The sequence below is a fragment of the Janthinobacterium sp. GW460-12-1-14-LB5 genome, assembly GCF_059423585.1.
Window position 1 is genome coordinate 102815 of record NZ_JBWKYD010000003.1, and the last position, 21569, is coordinate 124383.

Sequence of the window (21569 nt, forward strand, 5' to 3'; positions counted from 1 at the left end):
GGTGACCTCCTTTGCCCCCACTGTAGCCCATGGCGGGAAAGACTGGCGCCCGCAAGCCGCGCCATAGGCGGACTAAAACGTCGACTTTTTTTACACAAGCGTGAAAAATGGCCAAGCTTTTTTTATAAGCCATTGAATTTAAATGAAAATATTACATGGTACAAATTCTGCTTCAAGGGCGTATGAGGTTATCTGAGGCAGCCGCCACAGTGACCTGGTCCGATCAACCCTTACGCTGAAGGAAATGTCATGAAACCGCTGTCCTCACTCCTGCGTCTCGCTGTCTCCGTGGTCGCCATCGGCGCCGCGCTGATCAGCGCTCCCGCACTCGCGGGTCCGTTGTTTACCGTCAATGAAGGTTCCGTCCCCGGCTCCGCCGCCAATCAGGTGGTGGCCGACCGCATCAGCTTTGAATATCACGCGCGCGTCGAACAAACCATCGTTGGCGGTTTAGGTGGCGGCAACGATCCCTTCACTGAAACAGGCTTTTTGACCAAGGCCGCTTTCGGCAGCCCCAATGGCGGCAGCGTGCCATCGCAACTGAACGCCCTCAATGGCTATGGCATGTATGGCCTGTTTACCATCACCGGCCAGTCCGATACGCTGGCTGGCGGGATCCATGCCAACTTTCAAACCCTGACCATGACCTTGTACATCGACCCCAACCAGGACACGGCACTGTCGATCAGTAACGTGGCAGGTTCGCCGGTGAACGTGGGCGGCGTCTCCGGCGATGATTTTGCCATCGTCACCTACACGCTCGACGTGGGCGAAGCGCACATTTTCGCCGGCCTGGCCCAGGGCGACTTCAAGGCCTTGCTGAACGCCTCGCTGACGCCGCAAGGACAATTGTTTTTCATTAACCCCGACCCGTTTTTCCCGCTGGAGTCCCTCAGCGGCAATACGAACAGCTTCATAGGCGGCAGCCTGACCGACAGTTTCGTCGCAATGGCCGATGGTGGCGGCCTGGAATTATTTCTGGCAGTTCCTGAGCCAGGCACTATCGCCCTGCTCGGTATCGGCCTGTTTGGCCTGGGCATGACCGCACGCCGCCAGCAAGGCGGGCAGCGCCAGGCTTGACGTGCGCAGCATCGAGCCTGAAAGCCGCTGATGGCCTCAGCGGCTTTTTTCGCTGCGGCAGCCGGCAAACGCCTGCCGTTCACGCAGGCGTCTTGCCGTCGGCCGGCACCACCAGCAACTCTTGCAGCGGCCGGCGCAAGGAGCGCGCCTGGGCCGCCGGGCCGGCGCCGATGCGGCCCAGGAACACGGCCCGCTCAAACGCCGCCGCCCCCAGCACGTCCTGGCATTGCCCCGCCAGTTCCTGCGCCAGTTCCTGCATGCCGTCGGTGCGCGAAAAGGCCCGCCGTTCGCGCACATAGCGGGCAAAGATCAGCGGCGTCAGTTCCGGCTGCAATTGCAGGCCCAGCTGCGTGGCCGTCAGCCAGAAGCGCTGCATGGCGCGGCCGGCCGCCACGTAATCGTCGATATGGCGCGGCGAGGCCTCGGCCAGCAGCGCAAAATGCGCGGCGCAATACAGGCCGGGCAGCAAGTCCATCTGCAGGCGCGGCGCCACGGTGCCGGCCAGCCAGGTATTGAAGAAATCCACGCGGCGCCAGCTCTGCATGACCCAGCGCATCAGCCGCGCCGTCATCGGATCGACACCCAGCGCCTGTTCCGGGATGCGGTCGGCGCTGAAGCGCGCGCCCCATTCGATGACGTCGCGGTGCACCTTGTGCGCCTCGGGCATGGTCAGGCGCAGGCGGGCATTGTCGAACATCAGGCGCGCGCAGGCCAGGCGCGCGCGCCCGCCCTCGTACCACTGCACCTTGTAGCCGGACGGCAAACTCCCCTCCAGCGCGGCCTTTTCGCTGGCGCGCAGCTGGCGCGTGCTGAGCCGGCGCCGCTGCACGCTGCGCTGCGGCAGGAAGGCTGCCAGCGGGTCGGGCAGCAGGCCGGGGCTGTCGACAAAACGCACATCGAAGGTGGGCAGGGTATCGGGCATGGCCGTGCGCCGGCGCGCCTCCATGCGCAAGCCGTGGCTGCTGGCCGCCAGTGCCATGCTTTCGAGCAAGGCGCCCAGCGACAGCTGGCTGGGATGGCCGTCGAGGTCGTACACGCAGTGGCTGCGCGTATCGAAGCCATGCACGACGACGTGGCGCGGCTCGATGGCTTCAAAGCGCCACGGCTGCGTGTTGTCGCCGCTGGGCGCCCAGCGCGCCTGGTCGAGGATGTTTTCCAGTATGGGATCGAGCTGCGGTGCTTGCGCCATTTATGCCCCCTGCGCCGCACGCCGGCGCTTGATGATGGCCATTGCCAGCCGTTGCAGCGGGTGGCGGTTGCCGCCCGGACGCCAGGTATGCACGAGCTTGTTCCGGTAGGCGTCGAAATGCACGCCATGCGGCGCCGCCATGACCTTGCCCCGTTTCAACAGGATCTTCAGGGCTTCCGTGGCGGCCGCGCCGGCGCACAGCTGGCAGCCCATGATGGTCGACGGCCCGCGCCGCTCTTTCAGGTTGATGGCGGACGGGTCGACCAGATACGGGCCGTGCAGGCCGGCCGGCGCCAGGCCGACGAGAAAGCGCAGGGCTTTTTCTTCTTCCGGCAAGTCGCCCCAGCCAAAATACTCTTCGAACGTCATGCCGCCCGGCATGAAACTGAGCACGGCCGTGCCCATGCCCAGCGGCGCGGCCGTGATGGCGGGAATGCCCAGGCGCGCGCAGGTGGCAAAGGTGGCCTGGCGCGCAGGAAAGGCGAAGAAATCCAGGCCGTCCACGTACAGGTCGACACCGGCAAAGAACTCCGCCAGGTTGCTCTCGTGTATGCCGTCGGGAAACTGTTTGATCTCCAGTTCGGGATTGATGTCCGTCGCCATCTGCGCCAGCACGGCCACCTTCGGCTGGCCCAGGGTGGAGACCATGGCGCCGGCCTGGCGGTTGAAGTTGGCGATGTCGAAGGTGTCGAAATCGGCGATGTGAAAGGCGCCGATGCCCAGCCGCGCCAGGGTCAGCAAGTGCACGCCGCCCACGCCGCCCATGCCGGCAATGGCCACGCGCTTGCCGCGCAGGCTATCCTGCTCCGCCTGCGTGACCCAGCCCAGGTTGCGGGCGAACGCCGCGTGATAGGAGAAACCGTCTGTCATGCTCACCTCGTGTAGACGTCCCCAAGGGACCAAGGAAGGTTGGACAGACGGCCAGATGAAAAGTTCCTTCAACGATGAAGGAACCTGTGTTGCGTCTACATGGGCGCCAAGGCTAGCGCGGCAGGCGCGCCTGCGCCGCCATGCCGGCGGCACGCGGTACCGCTGCCGTGGCGCCCACCTTGAACACGCTGACGATCTGCGCCAGGCCCGCCGCCTGCTCGTTCATGGCTTGCGCCGCCGCCGAGGCCTGCTCGACCAGGGCCGAGTTTTGCTGCGTCATGTTGTCCATCTCGACGATGGCCTGGTTGATTTGTTCGATGCCGGCGCTTTGCTCGGCGCTGGCCGAGGAAATCTCGGCCACGATATCGGTGACGTGCCGCACGCTGGAGACGACTTTTTCCATCGTCTCGCCCGCCAGCGCCACGAGTTTTTCACCGGCGCCCACCTGTTCGGCGGAACTGTCGATCAATTGCTTGATCTCCTTGGCGGCCGCGGCCGAGCGCTGGGCCAGGTTGCGTACTTCGCTGGCGACGACGGCGAAGCCACGGCCCTGCTCGCCCGCGCGCGCCGCTTCCACGGCTGCATTCAAGGCCAGGATATTCGTCTGGAAGGCGATGCCGTCGATGACGGCGATGATGTCGCCGATCTTTTTCGACGAGGCATTGATGGCGCCCATGGTCTCGACCACCTGGCCCACCACGCCGCCCGCCTGCGTCGCTACTTGCGAGGCGGAAATGGCCAGCTGGTTGGCCTGGCGCGCATTGTCCGCATTCTGCCGCACGGTCGAGGTCATCTCTTCCATGGTCGAGGCTGTTTCTTCCAGGGAACCCGCCTGCTGCTCCGTGCGCGCCGACAGGTCGTGGTTGCCCGAGGCGATCTCGCCCGACGCCGTGGAAATGGATTCCGCATCGTTGCGCACCTGGCTCACCAGATGCGCCAGGTTGTCGCGCATGGCCTTGATGGCCATCAACAGACTGGACGTATCGCCGGGACGCGTATCGATCTGCGTCGTCAGGTCGCCCTGGGCGATCTGCGCCACGATGGCCGCTGCATAGTCGGGCTCGCCGCCGAGCTGGGCCAGGATGCGGCGCAGCATCAGGGCCGCCAGGCTGCCCACCACCAGCATCAGCGCGCCGCCGATGGCCAGCAGCACGCCCGCCTGGGCCCAGAACTTGTGATTGATGTCATCGATATACGTGCCCGTGCCGACCACCCAGTCCCACGGCGCAAATTTCACCACGGCATACATCTTCGCCACCGGGTCCTTCACGCCGGGACGCGTGCCGTCCGCCTGCACCATGCCGATGCGGCTGTTGGCCAGGGCCGCGCGGTAGCGGTCGCCCGACTGCTTCATGTTCTTTTGCGGCGTGCCGATGCGCGCAGGATTCGGGTGCACGTACAGCAAGTCGGTGCTGAAATCGCGCACAAAGTAATACATCTCGTCCTTGACGAAGCTGCCGATGGCCAGCTTGGCCTGCTGCTGCGCCTGCTCACGCGTGAGCTTGCCCGACTGTTCCAGCGCATACGCCTTTTCCACCGAGGCATTGGCCAGCTCGACCAGCACCGTCAATTGCTCGACCCTTTCCGCCATCATGGTCTGGCGCAGGGAATACAGGGAAAAGGATGCGATGAGGACGATGCCCAGCAAGGTGCTGAAACACAGGAGGAGAATGCGCGAACGGAGAGTCATGGGAGCCTGGGTAAAGAATAAAATGTGGAATTATAAACAATTTCCATGTGGAAATCTTTTCAGAAAAGCAAAGCGGGCGGCGCTACCAGGCTGATGCCCGGCAGGCACCGCCCGCATATGTCTTGCTGAAGTCTGACTGAAGGTCAGGCCAAGGCTTCCTTGGCCGCCTCTTCCGGCGTCAAGCCGTCATAGAACTGATCGGTAAACCACTCTACCTGCTCTTCGATATGGTCTTGCGCCTGCGCCACGGTGGCGCCGCCGGCCACGAGGAAGCCTTCGACCTCGATACACCAGTTGATCAACTCCAGGGTTTCCGGATCGAGTTCTTCTTTCTTAGCCATCGTATTTCCTTGCTTGTTAAATTGCGATCACATCCATTAGCAGCATTTTAACAGCTTCGGCACACTGGCGCCCCGGCAACGCCAGCATGAAGATTACTTCACTGCAACATTTTTACGTTCCGGGTACAGCACCACCTGCACATAGTTATCCATGTTCAGATAGCGCTGCGCCGCCAGTTTGACGGCTTGCGGCGTGAGGGCGCGCACGCGCTGCTCGTAACGCAGGATGTGCGCGGGGTCGCGTCCCTGCGTCACCGAGCCCATCAGCTGGCTCATCCAGTAGCGGTTTTCGCGCAAGGACTTTTGCTGGCGCGTGATCCAGTTCAGCTTGACCTTTTCCAGGTCGGCCGCGGATGGCCCGTCCGCCTTCATCCTGTTGATTTCGGCAAAGGCGGCGGCGATCACCTTGTCCACGTTTTCCGGCCCCGTCGGCAAGTTCAAGGCCACGGAATAATGGCCATACGGATGCTGGCCCATCGACGTTTCGAAGCCGCCGCCATAGATCATGCTCATCTTTTCGCGCAGCACTTCGATGACTTTCAGGTTCAGCACCTCGCCCAGCGCCTGCAGGGTCAGCTTTTGCTCGTCCGAATACGCGGCATCGCCATTGAAGGTGATGGAAATCGTGCTTTTGGGCTCGCTGCCCATGTAGACATTCTTCTTGACCACCCCGCTGACGGGGCGCATGCCCACGTCGCGGTAGGCGTGCGCCACGTCGGCCACGGGCAAGGTGCCCAGGTAGCTGGCGATCAGGGGCTTGATCTTGTCGAGCTCGAAGCTGCCCGCAAAGATGAAGGTCATGCCGCGCGCGCTGGAAAAGCGCTGGCGGAAGATTTCCAATGAACGGTCCAGGCCCACCTTGTCGAAGTCGGCCGCGCGCGGCACGCCATCGACGCGCGGGTTGTCGCCATACATGGCATGCTGGACGGCATCGTAGAACACGGCTTCCGGCTGCGCCATGCTGTTTTTCGCCAGGTCCTGCTGCTTGCCGATGAAGGACTGGTACAGGCCCGCATCCTTGCGCACGTCATGGAAATACAGATACACCAGTTGCAGCATGGCTTCCACATCCGCGCTGCTGGCCGAGCCGCCAAAGCCTTCGCTCAGCTCGCCCAGCGAAGCGCCCACGTTGACCGTCTTGCCGGCCAGCACTTTCTGCAAGTCCAGCGGCGCCATATCTTTCAGCCCCATGCTGCCGACCACGGCGCTGGCATAGCGGGCATTGTAGATGTCGGCATCGCCGAACAGCGACTGGCCGCCGAAACGGGTCGAACCCATCAGCACCTGGTCGTTCTTGAAGTCCGTCGGTTTCAGCAGCACGCGCACGCCATTGCCCAGGGTCAGTTCCGTCACGCCGATGGCGCTGTTCAGTTTTTCCGAGACGATGCTGCCGCCGGCCGGCGGGCCGTCCATCAGCTTACTGGCAAGCACTTTTTCCGTGCGCGGCTCGACGGTTTGCCGCTCCGCCTGCGCCACCGCGTCGAGCAATTGCTGCTGCGTCGGTACGGTCGAGGCCGCATCGCCCGCCTTCGGCTCGGCGCCCATGAAGACCACCAGTTTCTTTTGCTGGTCGGGAATCACCTTGGCCACCGTTTCGTTGATTTCCTGCAAGGTTACCTGCGGCAAGAGTTCCTGCGCGTACAGCAATTCATTGGCGATGCCGGGAATGGCTTCCTGCTCCAGGAAGTTGCGCGAATACTCGGCCACGAAACCGGCCGAATCGGACTTGTCGCGTTCGCTGTAGGCGCGCTCGTAATTGCGCAACATATCCTTGCGCGCGCGGTCCAGCTCAGCCTGGCTGAAACCGAAGCGGCGCGCCCGCTCGTCTTCCTGCACCAGCGCATCGACGGCCGGCTGCACGCCGCCCTTGCCCAGCAAGGCATACGCGCTGAACGATTCATAGCCGCGCACCAGCTTGCCCATGCTGCTGCCGCCCTGGATGAACGGCGGGTTGGCTTGCTGCGTCAATTCCTGCATGCGGGCGCTGAGCATTTGCCCATACAGGTTTTCGATCATCTGGCGGCGGTAGTCGGCAATCGTGACGGGTTCCTGCGCGGCGCGGATCGGGTAGCGGATGAAGACGCTGTCGTCGGGCGCTTCCTTGTCCGTGATCACCAGCGCTTCCGTTTGCGAGCGCTGCGGCACTTCCGCATACAGGCGCGGACGCGGTTTCGCGGGGTTTTTCAGCTTGCCGAAATGCTGACGGATCAGCTTTTCAGCCTGGCCCGGCTCCACGTCGCCCACCACCATCACGGCCATCAGGTCGGGACGGTACCAATCCTTGTAGAAACGCTTGATGGCTTCCGGCTTGAAGGTCTTCAGCACGGATTCCTTGCCGATCGGCATGCGCTGCGCATAGCGCGAACCGTTCAGCAGCTTCGGATACAGCACCTTGTTCATGCGGTCGCTGGCGCCCTTGCCCAGGCGCGCCTCTTCCAGCACGATGCCGCGCTCGCTGTTGATGTCGGCCGGATTGAATTTCAAGCCATGCGCCCAGTCTTCCAGCACGAGAAAACCCTTTTCCAGGTTTTCCTTCTTGTTCGTCGGAATCGGCAACACGTAGACGGTTTCATCGAAACTCGTGTAGGCATTCAAGTCGGCGCCGAACTTCACGCCGATCGATTGCAAGTAGGAAATCAGCTCATTGCGCTTGAAATGCGTGGAACCATTGAAGGCCATGTGTTCCGTGAAATGCGCGAGACCTTGCTGGTCGTCATCTTCCAGGATGGAGCCGGCTTTCACCACCAGCCGCAATTCCACTTTCTGGGCGGGACGGGCATTTTTCTTGATGTAATAGGTCAAGCCGTTCGGCAATTTTCCTACGGTAACTTCTGGTGCCAGCGGCAGGGGATCGGTCAAACGGATTTCCGCCTGGGCCATGCAGGCGCAGGCCAGCAAGACGGCGCCCGAGATCAGGCGTAATTTACTCAGCTTCATGTATTCTCAACGGTAAGATTCAGTAGCCATACCTTACACTGAAATTCTGTTTCCGCCATTAAAAACAGCTTAGGAAAAACCGCTTTTCCCAGGCAACTTTGCCGAATGACAAACTCAACGGTGTCCTGCCAGGTTTTTTCAATTGTGCTAAAGTATTGCCGCCGGTCATGTGGACCGGCACAACAATACGTCTTCGGGGCGGGGTGCGATTCCCCACCGGCGGTAAGACCGGCAACGGTCAAGCCCGCGAGCGCTTTCCAGGCACCGCCTGGTGAGGTCAGCAGATCTGGTGTGACTCCAGAGCCGACGGTATAGTCCGGATGAAAGAAGATGTGCAGTAGTGTGATGTCCCATCGACCTGTCGATGCGGCCAGTTGCGTCTATTCGCTTGCCCTGCAGCGTTTTTCGCCTATGCGAGGAGCGTTTCACCATGTTAGTCAACAGCTATACCCTGCTTTCCAACGACCTGGAAGGTCGCATCCAGTCCGCCCTGGCCGCCATGCGCGCCGGCATCCCCGTCATCCTGCTCGACGATTTCGACCGTGAAAACGAAGCCGACCTGATCCTGTCTGCCGAAAAATTGACGAACGAAACCATGGCTTTGCTGATCCGCGAATGCAGCGGCATCGTCTGCCTGTGCCTGCCGACGGACGTCGTCAGCAAGCTGGAATTGCCGCCCATGTCGTCCGACAACGGCAGCCGCTACGGTACGCCGTTCACCGTCTCCATCGAGGCGCGCGACGGCGTCACGACGGGCGTGTCGGCCGCCGACCGCGTCACCACCATCCGCGCCGCCATCGCGCCAAATGCCAAGCCCGCAGACCTGGTGCGCCCCGGCCACGTGTTCCCCCTGCGCGCCGCGCCCGGCGGCGTGCTCGAGCGCCGTGGCCACACGGAAGGCTCTGTCGACCTGTCGCGCATGGCGGGCCTGAACCCGGCCGCCGTGCTGTGCGAACTGATGAACCCGGATGGCACCATGATGCGCGGCGACGATATCGAGCGCTTCGCCGAACTGCACGGCATGCCGATCCTGACCATCGAGGAACTGGTGGAGTGGCGCAGCAAGCACGCGCAATAATCCGTCAAGCGGCAGCTACCGCCTTCGGCAAATGCACGTGCCGGTAGACGAGGCCCGCCGCCAGGCCATACGCGGCGGCGATCGTCGCGTAAGCCAGCGGCAGGCGCAGCGACCAGTCGGGCAGCACGTGCAGGATGCTGCCGATCAGCGCCACGCCCACCAGCGCGCCGATCTGCCGGTTCGCATTCAGGGCCGCCGCCGCGCTGTTCGCATGCCGCTTGCCGGCCACCCGCATCACGGTGGCCGTCATGGCGGGAATGGCGATGCCGATGGCCACATTCATGACGGCCGTGCCCAGCGCCAGCCAGCCATACGGCGTGCCCGGACGCAAGCCCATCAGCAGCAAGGCCATGACGGCACCCACCAGCAAGCCTAGCAGCATGGGCAGGCGCGTGCCATGACGCGCCGCAATATTTCCCGCCATAAAGTTTCCCACCGTATAGGCCGCCATCATGGGCAACAGGCGCAAGCCCGACTGCAGGGCATCGGCACCGCCCGACTGCTGCAAAAACAGGCTCAATAAGAACAATTGCCCGAACACGCAGAAATTGATCAGAAACCCCACGCCATTGGCCGCGCCAAAGCTGCTGCTGTGAAACAGTTCACGCGGCAACAGCGGATGGCTGCCGCTGCGCTCGCGCCGCAGCAATTGCCAGGCCGACAGCACCGTCAATGCGCCCGCCGCCAGCACGCCGGGCGACAGCCAGCCCAGCACGGGGCCTTCGATCAGCACGAAACTCAGGCCCGCCAGCGCCGCCACACCGAGCGCATGGCTGAACAGCGACAAATCGCGCGGCTGGCGCGCCGGCGCCACCAGCAGCAGCTGCGCCATGACGATGGCCAGCACGCCCAGCGGCACGTTGACCCAGAAGACGCTGCGCCAGCCGAACTGGTGCACGAGGATGCCGCCGATCAGGGGGCCGGACGCACCGGCCACGCCCACCAGCGCCGACCAGGCACCGAGCATGCGCGTGCGCTCGCGCTCGTCTTCGAAGCTGTGCGTGAGCAGGCTGAGCGAACTGGGCATGAACAGGGCCGCGCCCGCGCCCTGCAGCAAACGCGCCGCCGTCAAGAAATGTCCGTCGGGCGCGGCGCCGCACAGGATAGAACCGAGGATGAAGACGCCGAGGCCGCCCTGGTACACGGCTTTCGGCCCGTAGCGGTCGGCCAGCGCGCCGCCGGCCAGCAGCAGCGCGGCAAACGTCAAGGTGTAGCCATCAACCACCCAGACCAGGCCCGTCAGCGGAATATTCAAGTCCAGCGCGATATCGGACAGCGCCACGTTGACGGCCGTGACGTCGAGCATGGCCATGACGAAGCCGAAGGCCAGGGTCAGCAGGATCAAGCCGCTGGCGCGGTGCGGTGTGGGGGCAGTCATGGTACTCCTTGCAGTAACAGGGGGCAGCCATTATGCGAGCGTTGCGCGATGCGGTAAACAGGCATAAACTCGGCACACTGATGCAAAAATGCATCACCATATAAAACAGGAGAAGCAGCTTGGATTGGGATAACGCGCGCATCTTTCTGGCCATCGGCCGGGCCGGCACCCTGCGCGGCGCGGCCGCCCTGCTGTGCATCGACCAGGCCACGTGCGGGCGCCGCCTGGCCGCGCTGGAAGCGTCGCTGGGCGCCACCCTGTTCCTGCGCACGCCGTCGGGCTACGTGCCCACGCCGGCCGGCGAACTGGCGCTCACGGCCGCCGAAGCGATGGAGCGGGCGGCCGACAAGCTGCAGCGCGAGATGCAGGGCGTCGACAACCGTTTAAGCGGCCTGGTGCGCGTGGCCACGACGGACACCATGGCCAGCCATTTCGTCATCCGCGCCATGCAGCGGCTGCACGCGGCCCACCCGGACATCCGCATCGTGCTCAACGTGGCGCCCGCGCTGGCCAGCCTGACGCGGCGCGAAGCGGACCTGGCCGTGCGCGGCGTGCGCCCCACCGACCCGGACCTGATCTCGCGCCACCTGGTCAAGCGCAGCCTGGGCCTGTATGCATCGAAAACCTATCTGGCCGAACGGGGCGAACCCGTGCGCGGCACGGCGCTGGCCGGCCACGACATCGTCATCTACCACCATTCCGTGACGCCGCGCCATGGAGAGAAAATCGCCGGCGAGCCCGTCGCCAACGCCCGGGTCGCCATGGAAGTCAATTCGGCGGCGATGCTGCAGGAAGCCACGCGCGCGGGGCTGGGCGTGGCCGAGCTGGCCACCCACCTGGGCGACATCGACCCGCAGCTGGTGCGCATCTGGCCCGAGCGGGCGGAAAGCTACGACGTGTGGCTGGTCATGCATGCGGATCTGAACCGCTCGGCCCGCGTGCGCGCGGCGGCCGACGCCATCATCGCCAGCGTGGGCACCGCCAGCGCCGTCTGACAGGGGCGCACAATAGTGCCGAAAAGAAACTTTCTTTTTGATAAGTCTGATAAAATCCGCCCCCCCGCCGCGCGCAGCCGCCGCCACCCGCCGCGGGATCCCTCAATCCCCCTGGAGAATTCTTATGCTTATCTGGCAAGGCTTCGGCATACTCGCCCCCCTCATCTGTTTGATCGTTGTCATGGCCGCACAGGCGCTGTTTGGCGCCACCCTGGGCGAGGCATACACGAAGAGCCACGCCTGGCCCCTGGCGCTGGCCTTCCTGCTGGCAGCGGCCGCCAGCTGGTATGCGGGCGTGCGCCTGAACAGCGCGCCAGGCCGCGAACTGATCGACCCGGCCACGCAGGAAAGAGTGATCCTGCGCAAGCGCCACACCCTGTTCTGGATCCCGATGCAATACATCGCCGTGCTGATGGTCGTCATGGCCGGCTTCGCCCTGTTCGAATAGGCGCGCACGCCTGACGTGCCCGGCGGGCGGGCTGATGTTAAGATGCCATGATGACCCTATCCGTCTCCCTCATCATCAGCCTGCGCCGTTTGCACCGGGCCACCATGGCCTGGCTGGTCAGCTGGTGGCGCATGCTGCATTTCGCCATTCTCGTGTTTTCGCTGGCCCTGTCGCCGTCGAGCTATAACCGCGACAACCGCCCCATCCTCGCGCACCGCCTGGTAACGAACACGGCGCCCAATCTCGTGTGGTTCAGCGTCGCCTGCGCGCTCGTCAGCCTGGTGCTCATCCGCATCGTCGTCGTCAGCGCGCAAAGCTACGGCCTGTCGCGCTATGCGCTGGAAATGGTGGTGCGCGTGCTGGTGCTGGAACTGATACCGCTGACGGCCGCCCTGTTCGTCGCGCTGCGCCTGACCCTGCCCGACGGCATTGCGTTTGCGCAAATGCGCTCGTCCGGCATGCTCGACACCATGCAGCGCCAGGGCGTCGACCTGCTGCGCCGAGAATACTTTCCACGCGTCATGTCCGGCATCTTCGCCGTGTGGATGCTGGCCATCGTCAGCTGCGTCAGCTCGCTGATCCTCGCCTACCTGACGATCTATGGCTTTACGCCGTGGGCGCTGCAAGGCTACACGCGGGTGGTGGGGCAAATCTTCAATCCGGCCGTGGCCCTGATCCTGATGCTCAAGGTGATCTTCTTCAGCTTTGCCGTGGCCCTGATCCCGCTGGCGTCCTCGTATTATCCGGAAGAGCCGCACGGCCGGCGCAACCGCCTGTGGGCCGCGCACGGCCTGTCCGAAATGCTGCGCCTGTTTTCCGTCATCCTGCTGATCGAAGTGGCTTCGCTGATGGGCAATTACTACTGATGCCCCGCCCGCCACCGCCAGCGATCCCCGAACCACCCATACGAGAGCCAGAATCCATGAGCCAGAGCCAGCCCCCCAATCCCGACCAGGTCGACGTCACGGCGCCCGCCGGTGCCACGCCAGACGCCGTGCTGCCCGCCCCGCCGCCCGTGCGCCATGCCGAACTGAAGGCGGCCATCCTGCTCGTCTTCATGTTCGTGCTCGTGGTCGGCTCCGTCGTCTACCTGATGTATGCGCGCGGCGCCTTTGAGGCAACGCAAACCCTGGTGCTGACGACCGACGATTCGGACGGCGTGGGCGTGGGTGCCGACCTGACCTTTTCCGGTTTTCCCATCGGCCGCGTGCAGCGCATCGAACTGGCGCCGGACGGCAAGGCCCGCGTCATCGTCGACGTGCCGCGCAAGGATGCGCACTGGCTGCGCAGCAGCTCCATCTTCACCCTCGAGCGGGGCATCGTGGGCGGCGCCAAGCTGCGCGCCTACAGCGGCATCCTGACGGACCCGCCGCTGCCCGACGACGCCACGCGCGACTTGCTGGTGGGCGACATGGCGGCGGAAATCCCCCGCCTGCTGGCCGCCGCCAAGGATTTGCTCAACAACGTGGCCAGCCTGACGGGCAGCGATTCCGCCCTCGACGGCACCTTGCGCAACGTGCAGGCCGTGACGGGCAAGCTGAGCGGCCCGGGTGGCGCCATGGGCTTGCTGACGGGCGACGACAAGCAGTCGCGCCTGCTGGTCGAGCGGGCCAACGCCCTGTTGCTGACTGCGGACCAGCTGGCGCGCCGCACGGATGGCCTGGTGGCCAACGCCGATACGCGCGTGTTCGGCGACAAGGGCGTCATGACGGATGCGCAGGCCACCATCGTGCAGCTGAACGCCCTGCTGGCCGACACGCGCGCCAGCCTGAAAAAAGTCGACGCCGTGCTGGTCGAGGCGCAAGCCGTGGGCGCCAACGCCAGGGCGGCGACGGCCGACCTGGGCCCGCTGCGCGCGGACGTGGAAAGCAATCTGCGCAAGGTCGAGCAGCTGGTCAATGAAATCAACCGCAAATGGCCGTTCAAGCGCAATCCGGAGATCAAACTGCCATGATAAATATCAAGTTCCTCTTGCCTGCCCTGCTCGTGACGGCGCTCGGCGCCTGTTCCAGCGGCCCGCCCGTGCCCGACTGGAAGATGAATGCGCAAAGTTCCGTCGAACGCTTCCAGGCCGCCTACCTGGGCGGCAACGCCCTCGTCGAGCAGACGGAATTCCGCCGCGCCCGCAGCCAGGTGGCGGGCACGGGCAAGCTCGAACTGGTGGCGCGCATCGAGCTGCTGCGCTGCGCCACGCGCGTGGCCAGCCTGGCCTTCGAGGATTGCGGGGGCTTCGACGCCCTGCAAGCGGACGCGAACGACGCCGACCGCGCGTATGCGGCCTGGCTGGCCGGCAAGGCGCAGGCGGCCGACGTCGCCCTGCTGCCCGAGGCGCAGCGGGCGGCAGCCGGTGCCGGCTCCGACACGGCCGCCGCCAGCGCCGTGGCGGCCATCAAGGACCCGCTGTCGCAGCTGGTGGCGGCCGGCGTGCTGCTGCGCTCGGGCCGCGCCACGCCGGAATTGCTCGACACGGCCGTCGCCACCGCCTCGGACCAGGGCTGGCGCCGTCCGCTGCTGGCCTGGCTGGGCGTGCAGCGCCTGCGCGCCGAACAGGCGGGCGACACGCAAACGGCGCAGCGCATCGCGCGGCGCATGGCGATCGTCGAACAGCCGCCGGCCCCCTGAACGCCGATGGCGGCCCACGGCAGGCAGAATCAGGCATAATTCAGCCAGGATGACAGCTATGCCGTACAGGCAGCGAGGTGTGACGATGCAGTTCGAGGATTTCGACCTTTCCACTCCCGATACCGGCCGGCATGGCGGGGCGGCGCCTGGCGATGAAGAGCCGGCGGCCACGGCCGTGCGCCTGCAATACCTGCTCGACAATACACCTTCCATCATCTATTGCACCGTGCCCAGCGGCGACTTCAAGATGACCTTTGTCAGCAACAACGCCCTGAACGTGCTGGGCTACCAGCCCGAAGACATGGTCGCCGACCCCAACTTCTGGTTCGACCACATCCACCCCGACGATGCGCCCGGCATCTTTTCCAGCCTGGCGCAGATCTTCGTCGAAGGCGCGCGCGCCTATGAATACCGTTTCCGCGTGCGCGACGGCAGCTACCTGTGGATGCACGACAGCCTGCGCCTGGTGCGCGACGAGCATGGCGTGCCGTTCGAGGTGATCGGCTCGCTGACGGATATTACCGAACGCAAGCGCATGGAAGCGATGCTGCAGGCGCGCGGCGAAGAGCAGCAACTACTGATCAGCAAGTTGCAGGAAGCGCACGACCAGCTGCTGCAATCGGAAAAAATGGCCTCCATCGGCCAGCTGGCAGCCGGCATCGCGCATGAAATCAACAACCCGATCGGCTTCGTCAATTCGAACATGAGTTCGCTGCAAGGCTATGTCGGCACCCTGTTCGACGTGATCGGACAATATGAAGCGGCGATGCGCGAGACGCCCGACGGCCCGGCCCTGGCCGCCCGCGTGGCCGAGGTGCGCGCGCAGGCCGACCTGGCCTTCCTGCAGGACGACATGGTGGACCTGGTGCGCGAATCGATGGATGGCTTGAAGCGCGTGCGCGACATCGTGCAGGCGCTGAAGGATTTTTCGCACGTGGGCGAGACGGACTGGCAAGTGGCCAGCCTGCACGCAGGGCTGGACAGCACCCTGAATATCGTCGCCAACGAATTGAAATACAAGGCGCGCATCGAAAAACACTATGGCGAACTGCCGCCGATACTGTGCCTGGCGTCGCAGCTGAACCAGGTCTTCATGAACCTGCTCGTCAATGCGGGCCAGGCCATCAGCGGCGACGGCGTGATCAGCATCCGCACGGGCCACGCGGGCGACTGGGTGTGGGTGGAAATCGGCGACACGGGCGCCGGCATCGCCCCCGAGCACCTGAACCGCATCTTCGAACCCTTCTTCACCACCAAGGCCGTGGGCAGCGGCACGGGCCTGGGCCTGTCGCTGTCGTACGGCATCGTCAACAAGCACGGCGGCCGCATCGAGGTAGCGTCCGAAGTGGGCCAAGGCACGCGCTTTACCGTGCACCTGCCGCTGCAGCCGCCCGCCGCCGCGAACGCCTAGGCTTCCTTCACGGGCGCGTACACGCGGATGCTCAGGCGCCCGCCATTCTTGCCCTCGAAATCGAGCAGCTGGGCGATCACGCGGGCCGTCAGCACGTGTTCGGCCGCCAGCAGCATCAGGCCGTCGCGGCTGATCAGGTCGCGCGACAGCGTCATGCCCGGCTCCAGCTGGCCCGACAGCACGGTCAGGTCGCGCGCCGGCGGCTCCGTCTCTTCCATGATGCTGCGGAAAGCGGCCACCACAGCCGGGTCGTAGCGCTTGCCGACGCTGTCGTAGATCAGCGTGCGGGCTTCCTCGGCGCGCAGGCTGCGCTGCACCATGGCGCCGATCTGCAAGCCGTCATAGTCGGACGCCAGCGCCAGGATGCGCGCGCCCATGGGAATGGCCAGGCCCACCAGGCCATCGGGAAAGCCGCCGCCGTCGAAGCGCTCGAGCTGCGAGCGCAGGATCACGGAGACGGCGCGCAGCTCGTCGAGCGCCATCAGCAGCTGTTCGGCGCGCAGCGGATGCTTGCGGAAGGCGGCCAGCTGTTCGCCCGTCCAGGCGCTGGCCGGCAATTCCAGCACGTCGTCGCTCAGGCTGAGCTTGCCGATATCCTTGAGCAGGGCCGCGATGAACACGTCGCGCGCCTCCTGCCCTTCCAGGCCCAGCGCCTGCGCCAGCTTGCGCGCCAGCTCGGCCACCCTGCGCGCATGGCCGGCCAGCTTGCCGCCGCGCATCTCGATCAGGTTGGAAAATACCTTGATGGTCGTCACGAACGTGGCTTTCAGCCGCTCGTTGGCCGCCTGCACCTCGTCGTGCGACTGCTTCAGCTGCTGCGTGCGCGTGGCCACCTTCGCTTCCAGGCTGGCGTTGAGCGCCTGCAGCTCCACGTTCTGGCTGGCCGTCAGCGCTTCCAGGCGCAGCTTTTCCTGTTCCAGCGCGCGCCGTTCCAGCGCGTGGCGCACCACCAGCACGATATCGTTCTCGTCCCAGGGCTTGGTCACGTAGCGGTAGATCTCGCCCTGGTTGATGGCGTCGAGGATGGACTGGATGTCGGCATAGCCGGTCAGCAGCAGGCGGACGGTGCCGGGCCAGCGCTGGCGCACCTGGGCCAGGAACTGCGCGCCATCCATGTGCGGCATGCGCATGTCGGAAATGACCAGGTCCACCGTCTCGCTCTCGAGCAGGGCCAGGCCCGCCGCGCCGCCGTCGGCAGTCAGCACGCGGTAGCCGTGCGGGCGGAACAAGCGCCGCAGCGACGACAGGATATTCGGTTCGTCGTCGACGCACAGGATGGTGGGCGGCGCGGCCGCGGCGCTGGCGCTGGTACTGGTGTTCATGCTCATGCTGTCCTGTTCGGTCATGGTGCAACGGCCTGCGCCTGGCGCACGGGCAAGGTGATGCGGAAGGTGGTGCCGCGGCCGATGATGCTGCGCACGTCGATGCGGCCATGGTGTTTCTGCACCGTCGTGTAGGCCAGCGACAGGCCCAGCCCCGTGCCCTTGCCGACGGCCTTGGTGGTAAAGAAGGGATCGAAGATGCGCGACAGGTGTTCGGGCGCGATGCCGCCGCCCGTGTCCTCGACCTCGATCCACACTTCCGTGGCATTGTCGCTGCCCGTGCGCAGGGTGATGCGCCCGCGCGCCTCGCCCATGGCGTGGGCCGCGTTGACGACCAGGTTCATGATCACCTGGTTCAGCTCGGAAGGCTGGCATTCGATGTCGGGAATGTCGCCATATTCGCGCACCACGTCGGCCTTGTACTTGACCTCGTTATTCACGATGTTGAGCGTCGTATCGATGCCCTGGCGCAAATCGGCCCAGACCCACTCCTGGTGCGCATCCGTGCGCGAAAAATCCTTCAAGTCCTGCACGATGCGGCGCACGCGCGAAATGCCCTCCTTCGACTCGCCCATCAGCATGGGAATGTCCGTGCGCAGGAAATCGAGGTCGATCTGTTCGCGCAGCGCGCGCAGGCGCGCCGCCACCACGGGGTCGGCGACGGCCGGTTCGGCTTCCTCGTAGGCGTCGAGCATGGAAAACAGGTCATCCAGATAGCCTTCCAGGGTGCCGACATTGGAAAACACATAGCCGATGGGGTTGTTGATCTCGTGCGCCACGCCGGCGGCCAGCTGGCCGATCGAGGCCAGCTTTTCCGACTGCAGCAGCTTTTGCTGGGCCAGCGACAGCTTGCTGTTCAATTCCGTCAGGGCAAGATTGCGTTCGCGCAATTCGAGATCGGCGATCTGGCGCTGGCGGATGTCGTCGGCCAGGCGCTCGTTCATTTCGGCCAGCTGGGCCGTGCGCTTGGCCACCAGGTGTTCCAGGTTGTCGTGCGCCTTGCGCAGCGCCAGTTCCGCCAGGCGCCGCTCGCTCACGTCGCGCAGGGTTTCGATGGCGCCCACCAGGCGTCCCTGGCGGTCGCGCAGGGGCGCCGCCGTGAAGTGCAGCCAGTGGCCGTCGGGGCCGATATCGGCAAAGAAATCCTCGGCTTCGTAAGCGCCGGGGATCACGGGGGAGCGCTTCAGCTTGCCAAGATAAAGGTCATTTTCACCGAGCGCGATATCGTCGGCCACCAGCAGGTCGGCCAGGCAGGCGCGCGGCTGCGGATAAAACGCCTTCCAGTGCTCGCGCGTGCCGACCATCTCGGCGGCCGTAAAGCCCAGCAACTGTTCGCAGGCGCTGTTCCAGTGCGTCACCACGTGGTTCGTATCGATGGCGAAGGTGGCCACGGGATGGCCGTCGAAAAATGCCGATAGCGCGATGGTGTCGCCCTGGCGGCGTTCCGGCGTGGCGGGCAGCGCTTGCCCTGCGTCTGTTTCCATGGCCTCTGTCCTGTTCATGCCAGCATGATCCGCGACATTTCATCGAAGGTGTGTTCCGTTTGCGCCAGCAGCGCCAGCCAGGCTTGCTCGTCGAGGGCAATGCTGCGCCAGCCCGCAGGCGACAGGGGCGGCACCAGCGCATCGTCGACGCCGGCCAGATCGAGCGCCAGGGCGACGGCATTGGCCATGTGCACGGCCAGCGGCAAGCCGCCCGCTTCCAGCCGCTCGATGGCGTGGTGGTCGGCCACCGCCTGCTGTATCGCCTCGGGAAACTTCCAGTAAGCGGCCAGGGCGCTGCCCACTTGCGCATGGTCAATACCGATGACGGCCAGTTCAGCCTCGGCCATCTGGCAGTCATGCGCCTGGCGGTGGCTGCGCACGAGCGCGTGCTCGGCCGGGAAGCGCGTCACCAGCACCAGGGTGCCCAAGTCGTGCAGCAGGCCGGCCGTGAACGCCGTCTCGGGGTTGACGCGCAAGTGCGGCGCCAGCAGGCGCGCGGCGACTGCCGTGGCCAGCGAATGGCGCCAGAACGCCTGGAAATCGAAGCCGCCGCTCACGGGCGCGAAGCTGCCCGTCAGGGCGCAGGCCGTGACGACGGTGCGGATGCTGTGAAAGCCCAGCACGGAAACGGCTTGCGGAATGCTGGTGACCTTCGATTGCATGCCGTAGAACGAGGAATTGGCGATGCGCAGGGTCTTCGCCGCCAAAGCCTGGTCCAGCTCGATCTTTTGCGCCAGCACATGCACGTCCGTGTCATCCTGGTCCATACTCGACAGCAACTCCAGCACGACCACCGGCAGCGACGGCAGTTCCTGTATCTGGCGGATGATGTGTTCAAAACTGAGCCGTGTCATGCCGCGCCCCCTTGCCGGTAGCGCTGCAGCAGCCCCAGCAGTTGCGCCCCCGCGGAATCGGGCGGCGTGGCGCGGAACAGCACGGCCAGCCGCTCCAGGCGGTGCGCCCGCTCCTGCTCGGCCTGCGCCTGCGCGGCGGGGTCAGGCGCCTCGTCCATGACGACATGGCAGCGCTCCACATTGCGCCGGCGCAAGGCCGTCAGGTTCGCCGCCGTCAGGGTGGCGCCCTGGGCCAGCAGCACGGCGCCGCTGGCGTCGTTCAAGGCCTGCGCCAGCACCATGCCTTCCTGCGCCTGCTCCATGGAAATCTCGCGTCCGCTTTCACTCACGCTTTCATTCATGTATCCGCTCCATGACGACTCAGGGTGACCAGGCTGCCGCGCGAACGCGAATGCAGGCCCATGGGATGGATGGCCACGGCATACGGCTGGCCATCGATGGCGGCCAGGCGCGGCGCGCCCTGCCCGTCGAACAGTTGCGGCAAGACGATCGCCGCCTCGTTGCCCAGCAAGGCCGCGCCCCGCTCGAACAGGTTGGCCGCCGCCGCGTTGATGAAGGCGATCATGCCGTCCTCGTCGAGCCCGATCACGGGCAAAGGCAGAAATTGCAGCAATTCGCGCGCGATGCCCAGGCTGACCTCGTCGCGGCTGATCTGGTGCTGCTGCTGGCGCACCAGCGCCTGCATGGCGGCATTGGCGGCCGCCAGGGCCTGGTTGGCGTCGCGCAGCTGCGCATTCAGGCGCACATTGTCGTCGTCGATGCCCTTCAGGCGGAACGCTTCGGCAATATGCTCGCGCAATTGATGGTCTTCCCAGGGCTTGGTGAGGAACTTGAAGATGGCGCCCTCGTTGACGGCGTCCGTGACGGCCTGCAGTTCGGTATAGCCCGACAGCATGATGCGTATGGTTTGCGGACACAGCAGCTTGGCCTTGCGCAGGAAGTCGGCGCCCAGCATGCCCGGCATGCGCTGGTCCGACACGATCACGTCGACCGCATGGCTGGCCAGCACGTCCAGTCCTTCCTGGCCGCTGCCAGCCGTGAGGATATGGTAGGCATCGCGCCGCAGCAGGCGCTTGAGGGAAGCGAGGATATTCGGCTCGTCATCGACCAGCAGCAAGGTGCGCCGCTGCGCCGCAGGCTGCTGCACGGCGTCCGCCGCCGGCACCGCAGTCCCGGGCATACCATGCTCGTCGTGCAAATCCATCGGACCATCCTCTCATCGCCACGGCGATATCGGAGCTTGCCTGGAGGGGAAATCCGCCACGCAAGTGCGTCTTGCGAGTCTTGCGCGGCAGCCAGCTTGCGTTGAAATTATACGACTAAATATTCCGTTATGACACTTGTCCGGCACTTATCCGCGCCGGGGCGGACAAGGCGTGTCGCGGTAAAACACAAAGCCGCCCAGGCCGATGGCCCTGGTGTCGGCTTTCACGCCATAGACCAGCGTATTCTTGTCCGCCTCGATGCGCAGCAGATTCTGGTGCTGCACGATTTGCGCGTGGGACAGCTCCAGCGAGGGCGTCGGCGCCAATGCCAGGCGCAATTCGGACGTGGCCGCGTCATACGTCCAGCGGCCCGGGTTATAGAAGGCGAAGCCGCCGTCGAAACGCAGGCTGCCATCCTTGAACTGGGTCAGGCAAATGCCGGGAAATTCGCTGGGCGGGTTGTACCAGGTGGCGGCCACGGCCGTATCGGCCGGGATCTTGCCCGGCATCTGCATGCCGGCCTTGCCACCGTTGCCGCCCGTGCCGGCGCAGCCGGCCAGCGCCAGCGCGCCAGCCACAGCGACCGCGCGTTTGATGCATGTCATGTGCATTCCCGTCCCCTTGCTTTATAGAAACACAATCTTAGTCCGGGAAACGTGGCCGTT

At 64.9% G+C, this 21569-nt stretch carries 20 protein-coding genes and 1 riboswitch; of the genes, 8 read left to right on the forward strand and 12 right to left on the reverse strand.

Translation table 11 applies throughout. The features are described from left to right. Nucleotides 1–249 precede the first annotated feature (249 nt). Entirely contained in the window at nucleotides 250–1080 is an 831-nt protein-coding gene (pepA, locus tag AC07X6_RS03635) for a flocculation-associated PEP-CTERM protein PepA (protein ID WP_230540581.1), read from the forward strand. 79 nt (nucleotides 1081–1159) lie between these two features. Here pepA and AC07X6_RS03640 read toward each other — a convergent pair whose 3' ends face one another. The 5 genes from AC07X6_RS03640 to AC07X6_RS03660 form a co-directional block, all read right to left on the reverse strand. Beyond that, on the reverse strand, nucleotides 1160–2269 hold the full coding sequence (locus AC07X6_RS03640) for a nitroreductase family protein (RefSeq protein WP_494790124.1): 1110 nt from the start codon (nucleotides 2267–2269) through the stop codon (nucleotides 1160–1162). After that, complete coding sequence (locus tag AC07X6_RS03645) at nucleotides 2270–3139, reverse strand: ThiF family adenylyltransferase (RefSeq protein ID WP_230540564.1); 870 nt, start codon at nucleotides 3137–3139, stop codon at nucleotides 2270–2272. A 112-nt stretch (nucleotides 3140–3251) separates the two neighbouring features. Further along, nucleotides 3252–4829 (reverse strand): methyl-accepting chemotaxis protein, encoded by a 1578-nt coding sequence (locus tag AC07X6_RS03650; RefSeq protein ID WP_494790125.1) that lies wholly within the window; start codon nucleotides 4827–4829, stop codon nucleotides 3252–3254. Nucleotides 4830–4972: 143 nt separating this feature from the next. Beyond that, nucleotides 4973–5170, reverse strand: coding sequence for a hypothetical protein (locus AC07X6_RS03655; protein ID WP_010399555.1), 198 nt, complete (start codon nucleotides 5168–5170; stop codon nucleotides 4973–4975). 93 nt (nucleotides 5171–5263) lie between these two features. Then, nucleotides 5264–8107, reverse strand: a complete 2844-nt coding sequence (locus tag AC07X6_RS03660) for a M16 family metallopeptidase (RefSeq protein ID WP_494790126.1) — start codon at nucleotides 8105–8107, stop codon at nucleotides 5264–5266. Between the two features lie 185 nt (nucleotides 8108–8292). Further along, a riboswitch (FMN riboswitch) is annotated at nucleotides 8293–8443 on the forward strand. A 94-nt stretch (nucleotides 8444–8537) separates the two neighbouring features. Between AC07X6_RS03660 and ribB the strand changes: the two genes are divergently transcribed. Then, nucleotides 8538–9185 carry a 3,4-dihydroxy-2-butanone-4-phosphate synthase gene (gene ribB, locus AC07X6_RS03665; RefSeq protein ID WP_474292015.1) on the forward strand — a complete coding sequence of 216 codons (648 nt, stop codon included), beginning with the start codon at nucleotides 8538–8540 and terminating at the stop codon, nucleotides 9183–9185. A gap of 4 nt (nucleotides 9186–9189) precedes the next feature. Here ribB and AC07X6_RS03670 read toward each other — a convergent pair whose 3' ends face one another. Continuing rightward, entirely contained in the window at nucleotides 9190–10563 is a 1374-nt protein-coding gene (locus AC07X6_RS03670) for an MFS transporter (RefSeq protein WP_494790127.1), read from the reverse strand. Nucleotides 10564–10682: 119 nt separating this feature from the next. Here AC07X6_RS03670 and AC07X6_RS03675 point away from each other — a divergent pair, with 119 nt between their 5' ends. From AC07X6_RS03675 to AC07X6_RS03700, 6 genes are all read left to right on the forward strand, one after another. Continuing rightward, entirely contained in the window at nucleotides 10683–11558 is an 876-nt protein-coding gene (locus tag AC07X6_RS03675; RefSeq protein WP_494790128.1) for a LysR family transcriptional regulator, read from the forward strand. Between the two features lie 124 nt (nucleotides 11559–11682). Then, nucleotides 11683–12006, forward strand: a complete 324-nt coding sequence (locus AC07X6_RS03680; protein ID WP_230540550.1) for a hypothetical protein — start codon at nucleotides 11683–11685, stop codon at nucleotides 12004–12006. 50 nt (nucleotides 12007–12056) lie between these two features. Beyond that, the gene (locus AC07X6_RS03685; RefSeq protein ID WP_230540740.1) at nucleotides 12057–12872 is read left to right on the forward strand and encodes an MlaE family ABC transporter permease; all 816 of its coding nucleotides are present in this window, start codon (nucleotides 12057–12059) and stop codon (nucleotides 12870–12872) included. A gap of 56 nt (nucleotides 12873–12928) precedes the next feature. After that, complete coding sequence (locus tag AC07X6_RS03690) at nucleotides 12929–13960, forward strand: MlaD family protein (RefSeq protein ID WP_230540548.1); 1032 nt, start codon at nucleotides 12929–12931, stop codon at nucleotides 13958–13960. Further along, nucleotides 13957–14628: a hypothetical protein gene (locus AC07X6_RS03695; protein ID WP_494790129.1), complete on the forward strand. Its 672-nt coding sequence runs from the start codon at nucleotides 13957–13959 to the stop codon at nucleotides 14626–14628. The genes AC07X6_RS03690 and AC07X6_RS03695 overlap by 4 nt, the downstream gene beginning before the upstream one ends. Nucleotides 14629–14713: 85 nt before the next feature. Beyond that, nucleotides 14714–16039, forward strand: a complete 1326-nt coding sequence (locus AC07X6_RS03700; RefSeq protein ID WP_230540739.1) for an ATP-binding protein — start codon at nucleotides 14714–14716, stop codon at nucleotides 16037–16039. On the opposite strand, the gene nosR is transcribed toward AC07X6_RS03700, so the two are convergent. The 6 genes from nosR to AC07X6_RS03730 form a co-directional block, all read right to left on the reverse strand. Further along, nucleotides 16036–17361 (reverse strand): response regulator c-di-GMP phosphodiesterase, NosR family, encoded by a 1326-nt coding sequence (gene nosR / locus AC07X6_RS03705; RefSeq protein WP_494790130.1) that lies wholly within the window; start codon nucleotides 17359–17361, stop codon nucleotides 16036–16038. The two genes, AC07X6_RS03700 and nosR, sit on opposite strands and share 4 nt — an antisense overlap. 20 nt (nucleotides 17362–17381) lie before the next feature. Next, nucleotides 17382–18845 (reverse strand): ATP-binding protein, encoded by a 1464-nt coding sequence (locus AC07X6_RS03710; RefSeq protein ID WP_230540538.1) that lies wholly within the window; start codon nucleotides 18843–18845, stop codon nucleotides 17382–17384. A 14-nt stretch (nucleotides 18846–18859) separates the two neighbouring features. Continuing rightward, nucleotides 18860–19699, reverse strand: coding sequence for an HDOD domain-containing protein (locus AC07X6_RS03715; RefSeq protein WP_230540536.1), 840 nt, complete (start codon nucleotides 19697–19699; stop codon nucleotides 18860–18862). Then, nucleotides 19696–20040 carry a hypothetical protein gene (locus tag AC07X6_RS03720; protein ID WP_474292022.1) on the reverse strand — a complete coding sequence of 115 codons (345 nt, stop codon included), beginning with the start codon at nucleotides 20038–20040 and terminating at the stop codon, nucleotides 19696–19698. The genes AC07X6_RS03715 and AC07X6_RS03720 overlap by 4 nt, the downstream gene beginning before the upstream one ends. After that, nucleotides 20037–20879: a response regulator gene (locus AC07X6_RS03725; RefSeq protein WP_230540533.1), complete on the reverse strand. Its 843-nt coding sequence runs from the start codon at nucleotides 20877–20879 to the stop codon at nucleotides 20037–20039. The genes AC07X6_RS03720 and AC07X6_RS03725 overlap by 4 nt, the downstream gene beginning before the upstream one ends. Nucleotides 20880–21050: 171 nt before the next feature. Beyond that, nucleotides 21051–21509: a hypothetical protein gene (locus tag AC07X6_RS03730; RefSeq protein WP_494790131.1), complete on the reverse strand. Its 459-nt coding sequence runs from the start codon at nucleotides 21507–21509 to the stop codon at nucleotides 21051–21053. Nucleotides 21510–21569: the final 60 nt, after the last annotated feature.